At 41.8% G+C, this 16,382-nt stretch carries 9 protein-coding genes; 5 read left to right on the top strand and 4 right to left on the bottom strand.

The window, feature by feature from the left end:
- Nucleotides 1–12: 12 nt before the first annotated feature.
- Nucleotides 13–1,074, top strand: coding sequence for an NAD-dependent epimerase/dehydratase family protein (locus tag AC1RRY_RS14570; RefSeq protein ID WP_492819536.1), 1,062 nt, complete (start codon nt 13–15; stop codon nt 1,072–1,074).
- 60 nt (nt 1,075–1,134) lie between these two features.
- Here AC1RRY_RS14570 and AC1RRY_RS14565 read toward each other — a convergent pair whose 3' ends face one another.
- From AC1RRY_RS14565 to AC1RRY_RS14550, 4 genes are all read right to left on the bottom strand, one after another.
- Nucleotides 1,135–4,542, bottom strand: a complete 3,408-nt coding sequence (locus AC1RRY_RS14565) for a DUF7133 domain-containing protein (protein ID WP_492819538.1) — start codon at nt 4,540–4,542, stop codon at nt 1,135–1,137.
- Between the two features lie 109 nt (nt 4,543–4,651).
- Nucleotides 4,652–7,057, bottom strand: coding sequence for a TonB-dependent receptor (locus AC1RRY_RS14560; RefSeq protein ID WP_492819540.1), 2,406 nt, complete (start codon nt 7,055–7,057; stop codon nt 4,652–4,654).
- Between the two features lie 377 nt (nt 7,058–7,434).
- The gene (locus tag AC1RRY_RS14555) at nt 7,435–7,962 is read right to left on the bottom strand and encodes a YceI family protein (RefSeq protein WP_492819541.1); all 528 of its coding nucleotides are present in this window, start codon (nt 7,960–7,962) and stop codon (nt 7,435–7,437) included.
- 161 nt (nt 7,963–8,123) lie between these two features.
- Nucleotides 8,124–9,167: a quinone-dependent dihydroorotate dehydrogenase gene (locus tag AC1RRY_RS14550; RefSeq protein ID WP_492819543.1), complete on the bottom strand. Its 1,044-nt coding sequence runs from the start codon at nt 9,165–9,167 to the stop codon at nt 8,124–8,126.
- Between the two features lie 427 nt (nt 9,168–9,594).
- On the opposite strand from AC1RRY_RS14550, the gene AC1RRY_RS14545 reads away from it, so the two are divergent.
- From AC1RRY_RS14545 to AC1RRY_RS14530, 4 genes are all read left to right on the top strand, one after another.
- Nucleotides 9,595–10,215, top strand: coding sequence for a TetR/AcrR family transcriptional regulator (locus tag AC1RRY_RS14545; RefSeq protein ID WP_492819545.1), 621 nt, complete (start codon nt 9,595–9,597; stop codon nt 10,213–10,215).
- A 22-nt stretch (nt 10,216–10,237) separates the two neighbouring features.
- Nucleotides 10,238–11,566, top strand: a complete 1,329-nt coding sequence (locus tag AC1RRY_RS14540) for a TolC family protein (RefSeq protein ID WP_492819549.1) — start codon at nt 10,238–10,240, stop codon at nt 11,564–11,566.
- A 56-nt stretch (nt 11,567–11,622) separates the two neighbouring features.
- On the top strand, nt 11,623–12,795 hold the full coding sequence (locus tag AC1RRY_RS14535; protein WP_492819555.1) for an efflux RND transporter periplasmic adaptor subunit: 1,173 nt from the start codon (nt 11,623–11,625) through the stop codon (nt 12,793–12,795).
- Between the two features lie 156 nt (nt 12,796–12,951).
- Nucleotides 12,952–16,341, top strand: coding sequence for an efflux RND transporter permease subunit (locus AC1RRY_RS14530; protein WP_492821295.1), 3,390 nt, complete (start codon nt 12,952–12,954; stop codon nt 16,339–16,341).
- The last annotated feature ends 41 nt before the right edge of the window (nt 16,342–16,382 follow it).

Raw genomic sequence — 16,382 nt, 5'->3', positions numbered from 1 at the left:
AAACCCTGAAATATGCGTATTTTAATTACAGGAGGGGCCGGATTTGTGGGCTCTGCTTTGGCTATTGCGTTAAAACAAAATTACCCGTCTTACGAAATTTTCTGTCTTGATAATCTTAAAAGAAAAGGGTCTGAATTAAATGTGGCGCGTTTGGGAAAACAGGGAATCACATTTATTCATGGCGATATCCGAAGCAAAGAGGACTTTGACTCATTGCCTGAAGTAGACACTGTTATTGAGGCTTCGGCCGAGCCTTCTGTATTGGCAGGGTTGAACGGGTCTCCTGACTATCTGATAAATACCAACCTGTTCGGAACGGTTAATTGCCTTAACTATGCGGTCAGATGCAAGGCCAATTTTATTTTCCTTTCTACCAGCCGGATTTATCCGATAAAAACCATCGAAACACTGGATTTTTCGGAATCTGAAACGCGTTTTGAATTAACCGATAACCAGACTGTTAAAGGTGTTTCGTCAAAAGGTATTGCTGAAGATTTCCCACTCGACGGTGCCCGCTCTTTATACGGAACAACAAAACTGGCTTCTGAATTAATCATTCAGGAATACAACGAATTCTATAATCTGAAAACGGTTATCAACCGTTGTGGGGTTTTGACAGGCCCCTGGCAGATGGGTAAGGTAGATCAGGGCGTAATGGTACTCTGGATTGCCAAACACTTTTTTGAGCAAAAACTTTCTTATATTGGCTATGGTGGTAGTGGTAAACAAACCCGTGATATGCTTCATATAGCCGACCTGTATCGCCTGATTGACTGGCAGCTGCACAACATAGATCAAATAAACGGTGAAATATTGAATGTGGGTGGGGGTGTTGAAGTAAGCGCGTCTTTACAGGAACTTACACAGATATGCCAGAAAGTTACCGGTAAAACTATTCCGATCAGTCAGGTCGCTGAGAATCGTCCGGCTGATATCAGATTATATGTTACCGACAACTCGAAAGTAACGGCACTGACGGGCTGGAAACCGGAGATAGGTATAGAACAGATTGTGCAAGATATAACCGTCTGGCTCTCTGAGAACCGCGAGGCGCTGGAGCCCATACTTAAATAATTACTCAAAACAAAAGAGCTGCTTTTCGAGCAGCTCTTTTGTTTTGAGTAAGCAATGCGTTTACTTTTTCAGGCTGGAAAGAAACTCCACCATATCTCTGATTTCTCGTTTCGACATCAGCATGCCCATGGGAGGCATACCCGACGGCATGTTCTCTCTTTTGGCAATACGAGCTACCGGAATAATCAACGGCTCAGCATCAGAAGTGGTAATAGTCAATTCTGTTTCTGTTTCTTTAGCCAGTGTACCGGTTATTTCCTGTCCGTCTTTTAGTTTGATTGTAACAGAGCCAAAGCCAGGAGAAATTCTTGCGCTAGGCTCAATCAAGGCCTGCAGAATCTGTTCACGGCTAAGCACATCTCCTATATAAGTCAACGGAGGGCCAACGGCACCGCCTACATTTCCTAAAGAGTGGCATCTGACACATTGCCCGGTCGAATTGGTATTGAAGTATTGTCTTCCGGCAAAACGATTGCCTCCGAATAGTGCTTCTCTGAATTCGTCCATCGGCGAATTATGTGCACTATTAGCGGTCAGTTTTGCTTTCAGTGTTTCGGAACCGGTCGCATCAACCGCTTCTTTCAATTCTAATGCGATATTCGGCGATAATTTTTTATCAATAAGTTGAGAAACCAGATCTTCCAGTATTACCTGTGTTTTGTCTGCATCCATTTTAGTAAGTACCGCAAGCATCTGTTGCTGTTCTTTTATACCTCCTTTCGTAAAGATAGAGTTCACTATAGCAGGTAAAGACTCTTTCGTTACGTTCGAATTATTTAATAATCCCAGGGCGGCCGTTCTTACGTTCTCATCCTTGTCGTCCATTCCTTTTTTCATTACCACATCCATTTCCGGATATTTCAACGAGTTTAATGCAGATAATATGGCGGTTTTTACTTTGGCATCAGTACTGGCGTCATATATAGCAACTAATTGGCTATTGGCATCTGAAATATTCAAATCAGCTAAAAGACCGGCAACGGCAATCAGCGTTTCAGGATTTTTTTCTTTCAAAAACCCGGCAATATGAGGATACACCTTGTTTTTGGCTAACGCCGGGTCCCTTTCAATTTTACCACGATAGCGGCCGTCTACACGGTCAAGTACTGATGGATTAGCCCACGAGCCCAGTGTCGCCAGTGCTTCTGCTTTCAATTCATCTTTGATATCGGTTCTTTTGGCAAAATCAATCAATAAATCTAATTCTTTCTCTCCGCCTACTCTCAAAGCTGCATTAATGGCTCTTCTGATGATAACCTCAGATTTGAAACGTTTGTCTTTCAAAGTTGCGGCTAATGCAGGCAAAGCGGCGTCAATTGAGAGGTCGTCATTAATAGCTCTTGCCGCTTCTGCTACAATGTACTCATCAGTATCGTTTAAGAATACAGCAACATTCGGATCTTTTAATCTTCTTAATACCAGCACAGCCGCAGTTCTGAGCGCCTTGCTTGAATTGTTAGACAAAGCAATAATCTGATCCGTTTGCCCGATTCTCGACAAGGCTAAAACGGCCGCATGTCTGATATACAAATCGGTGTCATTATTGGCCTTCAGCAGGTCAATCAACGGAGCAACGGCTTCCTGATTAGCGGTGCGTCCCAATGCCTCTGCTGCAAAGAATCTCACACGTGCGTTTGAGCTTTTTAATAATGGAATCAAAAGACCACCAAATGTATTAATGCGAGCATCTCCGATTATTTTCGCCGCTTGTGCTACTATCTCTTCGTCTTTGTCGTCCAGTAGTGCTCCCAAAGGAATGCTATAGGTTTTATTTAAGCGCGACAATTGACCAATGCCCCATATGCCATGAATACGTGCCAGTTGATTCTCTTTTTGTGCAATAGCCTTGTTGAATATGGCAAAGCCATTTTTGTCTCTTTTGGCTAATTCAAACTGAGCTTTCTGACGAATACGCATGTCTTCGTATGACAAAAGAGTATATAACTGATCATCCGTTTGTTCCGGATATTTCAATTGCATTAATCGTTTGGTTTCTTCCCTTTGCGCTTTCAGGTCGTTTTTATCGGCATTTACGTCAATTTTCCATACACGGCCATAGTTTTTGGTTCCCCAACCGTTAATCCAGTCGGCTACGTAAAGGGCTCCGTCCGGACCGAAACGGATACCTGTCGGTAAAATACCGCTTACTACGTCTTTTTCGCTGTCGAACACAAAAGAGGCACCTTTAGGTTTAAGACCAAACGACCAGATGTGTGAGCGGGTAGGAGTACCCACAAACTCTACCAAGAAGAACTTGTTTTTCCATTCAGAACCTAAGGCTGTGCCCGGGTTATAGACCATACCGGTAGGGCCGTTATGGTAATTTCTGATTGGCGGAATGATGTACGCGGCTTGTCCGTCCCAACGTGGTTTGTATAAGCCTTCATCCATCCAGACTTTGTATTTGTTATTTTTAGGATCAGTATATTTACCGTATTGCCAGTTAGAGCGCCAGCCGGCATCAGAGCCTTCTACTACGTGTACTAATCTTTCGCTTTCGCCGGGATGGTCACCATCGTTATCTGACGAAATCAGGTTACCGTATTCATCAAAAACGAATTCATGCGTATTGCGTAACCCTGCAGCAAAGATTTCAAAATCACTGCCATCAGGATTTGAGCGTGCTATGATACCCGAGTTGGGGTGTTCATGTTTTTTGCCGTCTTTAGTAGTAACATTAGCGCCGATGTCACCGATGTTCCAGTAAATTCTGCCATCGGGACCTTCTATTAGTCCAGACATGCCGTGGCCACTAAAACCAATATGAATGCCATAACCATGGCTGATAGAAGTTTTAGAGTCTGGTATTCCATCTCCATTTTTGTCTGTCAAACGCCACACATCTGGAGCTATACCAACAAACATATCGTTTTCTCTGACCAATATCCCTCCGGCCACATCCGTGATTTCATTTGAGAAATCACTCAGTATTCTTGTAGAGATATCAGCAATGCCATCTCCGTTTTTATCTTCAATGCGCCAGATTTCATCTTTTTCAACAGCCAGGTCTCTCCAGTCGTGTGAACCATCTTCGTTCAAATCTTTCAGCCATTCGTTTTCCTTGCTTTTCTCAGGAGCGAAAGTGCTCTTTAAAAAAGCGCGGCGGTCTTCAACCGTTTGTAAGCCGATAGATGGTGTCATCCAGTCGCGGTGCCCACGAATATCAAATTCAGAGTTTTTCTGTCTGTTAGTACGGGTCAGATACACACGTCCCCAGTCATCAATGGTCATGGCAACGGGGTCAGGAGCAAGCGAGTCAGACGCCCAGAGTGTCATCTGAAGCCCATCGGTTAATTTAGCTGCCGTTTTTTCGCGGATTTCTTTCGCTTTAGCAACTGCCTGTACGGGGTCTTCCGTAACTACGATTGGCTTATCTTTGGTCGTAGAGGTACGCATACAGGAAACCACCAAAGCAACAGATAAAAGCAAGATAGGAGTCTTGCTTTTGAAGATGTTTTTAAAGGTCATGAGGTTTAATAAATGTTAGATATTGAAATAGAGCCGAAAATTAACTAATTCTCTTAAATATCGAACATTGCTAAAGCGTTTTTAGCAAAATTTCACGACATAGAGTGGTTTAATTGCTACTTTTCTCCAGATTTTCGAAATTAAACGGATTACTGCGTTCATCTCTTTTTCTTAATCCGAAATTATACCGCAGGTTCAGGCCAACCCTGCGTGTATCGCTCCGACGGGATCCAAAAGCAGAGATGCTACCCTGATTGATAGTAAAATCGTTTTTGTTGGTATAAAAGACATCGTTCATGCTGAGATTGACCATAAGTTTTTTATCAAAAAACTGTCGGTTAATACTCAGATTCAAATTGCCGAAGTTGCTCAATTCATAAAACTGCTGTTGTCCTTTCATCCGGAAAAAACCATTCAGGCTAATGTTGGTGAGTTTATCCAGCTTAAACTGATGAAAAGTAAAGAAAGACCAGCTGCCCCTTTGAAAAGACAGGGGAGCGTTTTCATACAAACCGTTGTAGTCATTATAATTATACTGGGCTCCGGCTACGAAGAAATAGCGGCTAACAGGAGGAACAGCACCTAAAATTCTGAAGTAAGTCTCCTGGTTTTTGCCCAGGTTGTCGTAGGTCCGGTAGGCAAGGCTTGGGTTGGCCGGGTTCTGGTAAATTACATTCGTAAAAATATCCTGGGTATAGTTACGGCCTACTGCAAAAATCGGGCGGTCGTCCACGCTGATATTTACTTCATAGTTTTGTGTGAATTGCGGCCTTAATGAAGGATTCCCGACTTCATACAAATACTGATCAATAAAGCGTGGTGAAGGATTGAGGTATTCATAAACCGGACGTGTGATAGAACGGCGATGCACCAGATAGGCGCGCATGTCATATCCTGCAATTCTGGCTAATTTGCGACTCAGATAAACGTACGGAAAAAGGTCTGTTCTTTTAACCTTAAACGAGGTGTCGGTTGGAATAATCTGATGCCCATTCATGTTGGTATTTTCAAGCCTTACTCCGGCTTTCAGAATAAATTCGCCAAAACTCTTCGATACCTGTACGTATGCGGCATAAATCTGCTCATTATAATTGAACTCATTAGTTCTTGAGAAATCAATACTTTGCAAATCACCGGCTTTGGTGTAATAGTTCGTAGCGCTTTTGAAAACCTGAAAAGAGGCTTTAAGGCCCGACTCTAACGTGACTTTATAAGGAAGCTTGAATTTGACATCGGTTTGTGCTGCCAGAAAATTCCGGGTATTGCCCAAATCACCCGTGCCGCCTCTTGCTGGGTTGGCAGGTACAACATAAGCCGTATTGAAAACCTGATCGGTCTTGTTATTAAAATAGTTGTAAGATACATCGCTTGTCCACTCAGAGCCTAGAGAGTCAATCTTGTATTTAGAAGAAACACCCTGATTAACCGAATAGTTATTACCCCGGCTGCTGGTAGTATTGATGTTGTCGGTTACAATTTCTGCCGTGTTCAGATTACGGATTACACTTTCGTTGCTTGCCGAAGAATTATTCTGATTGTAACTCAGGCGCCCGTCATAATTAAGCTCCCATTTTTTATTAAGCTCGTATCCGAAGCCAAAACCGGTATAAATCATATTACCAGGGAAAGTAGTCAATGCTTTTTGCGACAACTCTCTGTCGGCCGAAAAACGGCGGGTTGTTTCTATTTCCTCAAAACTGTTTCGGTGCGAATAATTAAGATTAAAAAATGAGGTAAGTTTGCCGCTGCTGTTATTCAGGCTTGCACCTACAAACTGGTTTCCGTACCGGCCCTGATTCATGCCGGCATTCACACTGCCGGTCAAGCCTATTTTTACTCCTTTTTTCAGAACCACGTTGACGATACCTCCGCTGCCGCTGGCATCATATTTTGCTGATGGGGTACGCAAAATCTCTACTTTCTCAATACTGTTGGGGGGTAGACTTTTTAGAATAGAGGCGATATCGGCAGTGCTCATCTTTTGCTCACGTCCGTTAATGTAGATAGTTGCCGGGCTGGAATTGCTTAGGTAGATGTTTCCATCCTGATCTAAAAATAAGCCCGGGATTTTTTCCATTATTTCGTACGCACTCGTGCTGGTATTGGCTATCGGCTCGGGGTCTACTATTGTTTTATCGTCTTCCTGCTGCATGAGCGGTTTGCGGGCGGTAACTACTACATCGCCCAGCAATGTGTTATCCGGCTCCATTACAAATCTGATGGTTGTAAATTTATCAGCAGTACGGATACCTTTCAGCAAGGATTTAAAGCCAATAGAAGTTGCTTTAAGGCTATATTGTGCATTAGCCTGTAAACTGAACCGGGCAATACCGAGGGTGTCTGTGGTTGCATTAATAACTCTGGTGGTATCGGCACGGTTCACAATGCTGACGGTTGCACCAATAATCGGGCTTTGATTCTTTTCGGCCAGTTGAATGCTAACAGGTACAGATTGGGCAAATGCGAGAAGCGGAAAAATAACAAAAAGGTAAAGTAATGTTATAGCTTTTTTCATAAGAAAACAGTATTGAAATTGTTTTCGACAAAATTAGCCAAAAAAGGAGGTGTATTTGATTAAAAAAAGCTAAATGTATCTGAAATGAAATGTTTTTGTAGAAATCTAATAAAAAATATAATCTGGCAAAGAATCTGAAAAGGTAGCGGCGAAATAATGGATAGGTTAATATCTGCTTACAAGCCAATTAATTGATAACGAAAGAAAAAACAAATAATTTTAATAAAAATATTGTGTTTCATAAAAAATCCATATATTTGACTTAACATTTCATAAAACAAGCAATAAACCTAAACTAAATCATACTTTTTAAAAAAGAAAACCCCTGCCGAAAGGTAGGGGTTTCTTTTTTGATTTTAGCTGCGGGAAGGCCATTTTTAACCTTTCACAACCTGAATATTCAGTATCAGTTTTACATCGTCACTTACCACAACACCACCTGCTTCTGTAACTGCGCTCCAGGCTAAACCAAAATCCTGACGGTTAATCTTACCTGCAATTTCAAATCCGGCTTTTGTTTGTCCGTAAAAATCTGTCATCAAACCACCAAACTCAGCTTTCAATGTTACCGGTTTAGATACGCCGCGTATAGTCAAATCACCGTTTAAGGTATAATTTTCATCATCTACTTTTTCAAAAGAGTCAGATACAAAAGAAAGTTTCGGGAAACTGGCTGCATCAAAGAAATCGGCCGATTTCAGGTGTCCGTCTCTTTGCTCTTGCCCTGTCGAAATACTGTCGATATCTGCCGAAAACTTGATACTCGCTCCGTCAAAATCGCTATCGTTAGTAGTTTCTACAGTACCTTCATAAGAACCGAAAGTTCCGGTTACGGTTGAAATCATCAAATGTCTTACTTTAAACTGTACTTCTGAGTGAGAAGCATCAATAGTCCATGTTGCCATTGTTGTAATAGTTTTATTAGTTATAATTTTTTTATTCGTGTTTTTACATTGTATGTATATACATAGAAAACAAAAACCAACTGAAATAGTTCAGATAAACAAAAAAATCATTTGGGGCGCCGAATGATTTTTTTGTTATAACCAATAAGTATTAAATAATGTTATAGTTTTTCTTTGAGTATTCCGTCGCAGATTTCTTTGACAAGGCCGGGGCCTTCATAAATAAAGCCGGAATAAATCTGAATGAGCGAGGCGCCTGCTTTCAGTTTTTCGATGGCATCTTCGGCAGAGTGAATACCGCCCACACCTATAATAGGAAATGCTCTTTTCGATTTTTCAGACAGATATTGTATTACTTCTGTAGAACGCTTAGCCAGAGGCTTGCCACTCAGGCCACCTGCGCCAATGGTTTCTACGTCTTCTTTATCAGTACTTAGCCCTTCCCGGCTAATGGTAGTATTGGATGCAATAACACCCGAAATACGGGTTTCCTTTACAATCTCGATGATATCATCCAACTGTTCGTTTGTCAAATCCGGAGCAATTTTGAGCAGAATAGGTTTGGGCTTTGATTTTCGGCCGTTGTCGCGCTCTAATACTTTTAATAAATATTTTAAGGGTTCTTTTTCCTGTAAAGCCCTTAAGCCCGGCGTATTGGGCGAGCTAACATTGACCACAAAATAATCTACGTATGGATACAGGTCATTAAACGCTTTCAGGTAATCATATACCGCTTCATCGTTTTCGGTGGTTTTGTTTTTACCGATGTTGCCGCCGACGATGACCTTCGTTTTTCTTTTACGCAGTTGACTTGCTGCCGCCGAAGACCCCTCATTATTGAAGCCCATACGATTAATCAGCGCTTCGTCCTGTTTAAGTCTGAAAAGCCGCGGTTTGTCATTCCCAATCTGGGCTCTGGGCGTAACAGTGCCTATTTCTATAAACCCGAAGCCAAGATTAGTCAACTCGTCAGTCCAGATACCGTTTTTATCGAAACCGGCCGCCAGCCCTACCGGATTTTTAAAGCGCAAGCCGAATACTTTTCGTTCCAGTTTGCGATCTTTTTTTTCGAAAATTAATCTTAGAATAGAAGGGGTGAAAGGAATTTTGCAGACAGCCTTCAGGACGTCCATTACCACATAGTGAATCTTCTCGGCATCGTAACGAGTCAGATAGGGAAATACAAATTTTTTATAGAAACTCATTAAAAATCAGGTGCCTTCTAAGGGCAAAGTTGTTGTAAATAAAAATGTGAAATATCGGTCGGATAGGAGAAATCTGGAATAGTACGCAAAATTACAACATAAGGGGCAATTTCCGCAAAGTTTTAACTATTTGATTTACAGCGCAGAAACACACATAGAAAAAGTGCAATTTTTTGTTGGCATATAAACAAAGGGATTGTTTTGATATTTAACCGAAAACAGCTTTATATCCTTTAAAGATAAGTTTATCAGCAATTTTTTGCGGTTCATCATTATTCAATTGGCAAATACATCGGCAGCTATCATTTTTGTGCATCGAAAAGAGTTCTAAAAAAAATTATAAAAACTTTGAACCTTTTAAAAGTTTCCATAGTTTCTTCGCTTAGATAACCTTACTATAATGATATAAGAAGCATAGAAAATGTAAATGGAAATACAAGAAAGAATTTTAAAGACTGCCGAAGCGCTGTTCCGGAAATTTGGAATCAGGAGTGTATCCATGGATGACATTGCATCGGAACTGGGCATTTCAAAAAAGACGATTTATCAGAATTTCGAAGACAAAGATTCGATCGTTCATGAAATTGCACGCCAGAATATGATGTGCGACATAGAAGAGTCTGAGCGGATATATAAAGATTCGGCAAACCCGATTGAACAGGTCTTTAAAGAAACGACGTTGCTTCGCAAACAAGCATCAACCATTAATCCGGCCGTGTTTTATGATCTGAAAAAGTATCACCCTAAAACATGGCAGCTATTTCAGGAATACAACAAGGTTAACTTTTTGGAAATAGTTAAACAAAACCTGAGAGAAGGAATAACACAAGGGTATTACAGGGAAGACATCAACGTTGAGATACTTTCCCGCCTGCGACTGGAAGAAGTGGAGTTTGCGTTTAGCCGTGAGGTTTTCCCTCCGGAGAGTTTTAATCAGATGGATGTACATACAGCGCTCATTGATCATTTTTTAAGAGGAATCATGACTTCGAAAGGTTTGGATTTTTACGAAAAATGTAAGCAGGATGCCGACCTTGAGCACATATAAATTTAATAAAACAATCAACTATATGAGAATAAAATACCTTGTTTTTTTCCTAATCTGTGGAGTTACCGCAAGTGCCCAACAGACCTTTACTCTGAAGGAAGCTGTGCAGTATGGAGTAAAGAACCACCTATCCGTAAAAAATGCCGAGTTGGATATCATAGGAGCTGAGCTGACAATCAAGCAAATCAAAGCGTCTGGTATGCCTCAGATAAACGGGCAGTTTTCTTACACCTACAATGCCATCATTCCTACGCAGCTGATAGACGCCAAAAACTTTGACCCCAATGCTCCGGATGGCGCCGTAACCAAATTCAAGTTTGGTGTGCCTTGGGCAGGACAAACCGGTATAGGGGTGAATCAATTGATTTTTGATGCCACCTGGCTGGTTGGTCTGAAAGCCGCTCCGGTGTATCGCGATCTAGCACGCAAAGGCGTAACTAACTCTAAAATTGCCATTGCCGAGAATATCACCAAAGCGTATTATTCGGTTTTGGTAGCAGAAGAAAGAGCAAAGATTCTTGATTTGAACATTGCCCGCATCGATTCATTGATCAAAGAAATGAAAGCCATGAATCAGCAAGGGTTTATTGAGAAAATTGACCTTGATCGCTTGGAAGTGCAACGCAATAATCTTTTGACCGAAACGCAGAAGGTAAAAAACCTGATAATTTTAAGCCACTCACTTCTTAAGTTTCAGATGGGTATCAAGCTGGATAGGCCAGTTGTATTGGCCGATAAATTGTCTGACACCAATATTAACACCTTGGCGCTTACAGAATCTCAGGCAGTTGAATACAACAACCGTATTGAATACTCGACCCTGATGGTGCAAAGACAACTGGCGCAGTTGGACATGGAGCGTACGCAAAAAGGAGGTATTCCTAAGCTTTCTTTCAATGGGTCGTTCGGTGCCGGGCATAGTAATACCAGATTTAATCCTTTTGAGCGCTGGTTTGGTTCTTCGGCTTTAACCCTTGGTATAAACATACCTATCTATGATAGCGGCCTTAGAAAAATTCAGATGCAACAGCAGCAGATTGCTTTAACCAAAATTGACCAGAATGCGGTGCTTCTGCGTGAATCTTTCGATTTTCAGGCGCAAACAGCAGAAATAAATCTGAAAAACGGTTTAGAGAGTCTGAATATACAACAAAGGAATCTGGATCTGGCTCAGGAGGTTATCAGAGTTACTAAAATCAAATATCAGGCCGGAACCGGAACCAACATTGAGGTTGTAAACGCCGAGTCGGCATTGAAAGAGGCACAGACCAACTATTTTGCAGCTTTGTACGACGTACTAATCTCAAAAGTAGACCTCGAAAAAGCGATGGGTAAATTATTTGTAGAGTAGTCATAACATTATTCACAATCAATCACGATTTCAAGCATTAATAAAACACATTTCGCATGAAAAATATATCTCTTATTAATTACGGGACCAAAACAAAGTTTTCGAATATAGCTTTTGCCTTAATTATTATTGTACTGGTTTCGGCTTGCTCAAAAGGTGGTGGCAATGGCGTAGAGCAGAAGAAAGAAGAACTGGCCAAACTACAGGCAGAAGAAAAAACGATTTCAGAGAAAATACAGAAGTTACAAGCAGAACTAAAAGTGCTTGATCCTAAGCAAGAAGCAGAAAAAGTGCTGAGTGTAACCGTTACACCCGTTTCAGCACAGAACTTCCAACACTTTGTTGAGTTTCAAGGCAGATTAGATGCTAAAAACAACATTTTTGTTTCTCCGCAAGTGGGTGGTGCCATCACGCAACTGTTTGTAAAAGAAGGCGATTATATAAAACAAGGACAAACCATTGCCACTATCGACAATTCGGTAATGAAACAATCTCTTCAGGAAATTGAGGTACAACTGGAAACGGCCAAAGTTTTTTATAACAAACAAAAGAACCTTTGGGATCAGAAGATTGGTACAGAAGTACAGTTTATTCAGGCTAAAAGCAATGTAGAAGCACTTGAAAAACGTTTGGCTACTTTACAAAGCCAGTTAGCGATGACAAAAGTTACTGCACCGATGAACGGATTTGTGGATGAAGTCCGCCAGAGAGCTGGTGAACTGGCTGCTCCGGGGCTGGGCATTGTGAGAATCGTTAATTCAGATAACCTGAAAGTAGTAGCACAAGCGGCCGACAGCTATGCAGGTACTATTAAACAAGGAGACGTAGTGACCGTGAAATTCCCTGATCTGGGTAAAGAGACTACTGCTAAATTGTCGTTCGTAAGTCAAACGGTTAATCCGGCGTCACGTACTTTCACTATTGAGGCATCAGTTCCTAAAATTGATCCGCAGTTGAAACCGAACATGACGGCCGTTATGAATGTAAACGACCAGAACAAGAGCAATGCCATTATTATCAATAGAAACCTTATTCAACAGGATGAGAGCGGCAATATTGTATACGTGGCGGTAACAGAAGGTGGGAAAAGGCTAGCGCGTAGCCGTAAAATCACTACCGGACTTACTTATGGTGGCGACATTGAAATTGTATCAGGATTACAAACCGGTGATTTACTAATCACACAGGGGTATCAGGATTTAGTGGACGGCCAACCCGTTAGCTTCTAATCAGGAACGAAAAAGTTAAGAGGGCGGCTTTATCTGCCTTCTTACTTTTCGGAGTCTTCAAATCAAAAAATTCAAAAAAATCATAAAAGCCTTCAGTGGTTTTGGATTATGGAAAAAGACAATTTACAAAAACAGGATCTTCCGCATGGTAGTGGAATGATTTATAATATGATTAGATGGCTGGGGAGCAACCAGACAACGGTCTACATTTTCACGGTAATGATATTTCTGTCTGGTTTAGGTATCTACTTCAACCTTCCGAAGGAGCAGTTTCCGGATATCAAAGTACCGCAGATTTACGTACAGACTATCTACTTCGGTACGACACCGTCTGACGTAGAAAACGTAATCAACAAACCGATTGAAAAGCAGTTAAAGACCATAAGCGGTGTAAAACGCATAAAATCAAATGCACTACAGGATGTTTCGGTTATTCTGATAGAATTTAATCCTGATGTGCAGGTTGAAGCTGCTTTGCAACGTGTGCGTGATGCCATCGACAAAGCCAGAAGAGACTTGCCACAGGCGCTGGATAGCGGCCCAACGGCTCAGGACGTAAACTTCTCGGAGTTTCCGATCATGAACATCAACTTGGCGGGTAATTTCCCTCTTGAAAAATTAAAAGATTACGCTGAAGAATTACAGGATGACATCGAGTCATATCCTGAAATCACGAAAGTAGATATTGTAGGTACCCTGAACAGAGAAATTCAGATAAATCTGGATTTATACAAAATGCAGTCGACCGGTTTGACATTCTATGACATACAATCGGCTATTCAGGGAGAAAACATCAACATTTCGGGTGGTGACCTGAATGTAGACAACGTTCGCCGGACGATTCGTGTAAAAGGAGAGTTCAAAGATGTATATCAGATTCAGGACGTGCAGATTCGCAGTTCTACCGGTGCAACAGTAAGACTGGGTGACGTAGCCGATGTAGTTGACAGCCACGAAGAACAACAGGATTTTGCCCGTCTGGATGGTAAACGTGTTGTAACACTCAATGTAATTAAAAGAGCCGGTGCAAGTGTAATAGATGTGTCGGAGCGTATTGAGCAGTTATTGGAGAAATATCGTGAAGAACGTTTCCCGAGAGGATTAGAAGCAAGAATTACTGCCGATACCTCAGAGCGTGTGAAAAGTGAAATTGCCGACTTGATTAATACGGTAGTTTTAGGGTTTATTTTCGTGGTAATCGTGCTCATGTTCTTTATGGGTGTGAGAGATGCGGTTTTCGTAGGGCTATCTGTACCGCTTTCAGCGCTAATTGCGTTTATCCCGTTGTGGTTCTCGGGTTTTACCCTGAACACCATCGTGCTTTTCGCCTTTTTGCTCGGTTTGGGTATCGTGGTTGACGACGCCATTGTAGTTATTGAAAACTCTCACCGGTTATTTAACCGGTTCAAGAATCTGAGCATTAAAGAAGCGGTGAGTCTGGCGGCATCAGAGGTGTTCCTTCCTGTATTGTCAGGTACGCTAACAACCATTGCACCGTTCTTCCCGCTATTGTTCTGGCCGGGTATTGTGGGCGAGTTCATGAAGTTTCTTCCGATCACACTTATTTATACGCTTTTTGCGTCGTTAATCGTAGCATACGTAATTAACCCGGTTTTTGCGATGTCGTTCATGCGCCGTCATGAAGATGAGCAGCATGAAGATACTACCTTCAAGTCTATCCGTCGTCCGCTTATTATTATGGCGATAGTTGCGGTGCCGGGCTACCTGATAAATGTTGGTATAGGTAACTTCATAGTGTTGATGGCCATACTGTATGCATTCAACCACTTTGTATTGACACCGAAAGTGATTATACCGTTTCAGGATGGTGCCTTGCCACGTTTTAAAAATGCATATAGAAAACTTATTGCATGGATTATAACAGGGTATCGTCCGATATTTGCCGTAATCAGTATGTTTGGCTTGTTGATTTTTACATTTGTGATGCTCGGAATCGTTCAGCCAAAAGTGATTTTCTTCCCTAGTGGCGAGCCTGACTATATCTATGTATACAACGTTATGCCGGTAGGTACCGATGCCCGGGTAACCGACTCGGTGACGAAAGTAATCGAGAACAAGGTATTTGGCGTGATTAAGAAAAACAAAGCAGAGGCGGCCATCAACTCGGTTATTTCTAACGTGGGTAAAAATGCCGGGGATCCGTTTAACCCTGATCGTTCTGCAACGCCGCAAAAATCGAAGGTAACGGTTGCCTTTGTGAAGAAAGAAGAGCGCGGTGAAATTTCATCAGCGAAACTTCTGGAAGAAATGAGAAACGAGATTAAGGGTATTCCGGGAACGGAAATCTCGGTTCAACGTGAAAACAACGGGCCTCCGACCGGTAAACCTATTTCAGTTGAAATTATGGGAGATGATTTCAATCAGTTGATTCAGCTGGAGAAAGAAGTCCGTAAGAATATTGAAAAAGAGGGTATCAAAGGTATTGAAGAATTAAAGTCTGACCTGATTACTAATAAGCCCGAAATTATCATAGATGTTGATAAGGTAAAAGCACAACGCGAGGGTATCAGTACATCGCAGGTGGCATTGGCTGTTCGTACTGCCTTATTTGGAGCAGAGATATCGAAGTTCAGAGACGATAAGGATGAGTATCCGATACAATTGCGTTTGAAAGAAAATGACCGTAACCAGATTGAAAAACTACTCAGCATGAATATCACTTACCGTGATATGAACATGGGTGGTACGTTGCGTCAGGTACCTTTAAACTCAATTGCCAATATCAGTTATTCAACAACATTTAGCCAGATTAACCGTAAAGACCAGTCCAGAATCATCACGCTGGGTTCAGAAGTACTGAATGGTTACAATGCGAACGAAATAGTTGCCGAAATACAAAGTAAAGTAATTGACCGGATGACCGTTCCGAGTGGCTACTCTGTGAAAATGGGTGGTGAACAGGAAGAGCAAATGGAGTCGATGATATTTTTGATGGGCGCTTTAGGCGCAGCGGTATTGCTGATCTATCTGATTCTGGCAACACAGTTCAACTCGGTAGTAAAACCAATCATTATTTTCGTTACTATCCTGTTGTCGTTCATTGGCGTATTCCTTGGTTTCATGGCGTTTGGTATGACATTCTCGATTATTATGTCTGGGGTAGGTATCATTGCACTGGCAGGTATTGTGGTGAAAAACGGTATCCTGCTGATAGAGTTTACCGATGAGTTACGCGAAAGAGGGTATCCGTTGAAACAGGCGATTATAGAAGCCGGAGGGGTGCGTCTGACACCGGTATTGCTGACAGCCTCTGCCGCGGTATTGGGTCTCGTGCCATTAGCCTTAGGCTTAAGCATGGACTTCGTAACGCTGTTTACTGAACTGGATCCTCATATCTTTATCGGAGGTGACAGTGCGGTGTTCTGGGGTATTCTGGCCTGGACAATCATTTTCGGTCTTACATTCTCAACCATTCTTACATTGGTGATCGTGCCTTGTATGTACTATATCAATGAAAGGGTAAGAGATAAGTATTTCCGGAAAAACAAGAAAAAGTCGACAGAAACCAGTGAAGCGATAGCTTAAAAGCAAACCACTGTAAAAACAGGTATGATACCCCGCAAGGC

The sequence above is a fragment of the Emticicia sp. GW821-FHT11C11 genome (assembly GCF_058808615.1).
The sequence above is the reverse complement of the archived record's forward strand: the minus strand, read 5'-3'. Positions and strand labels throughout refer to the sequence as shown.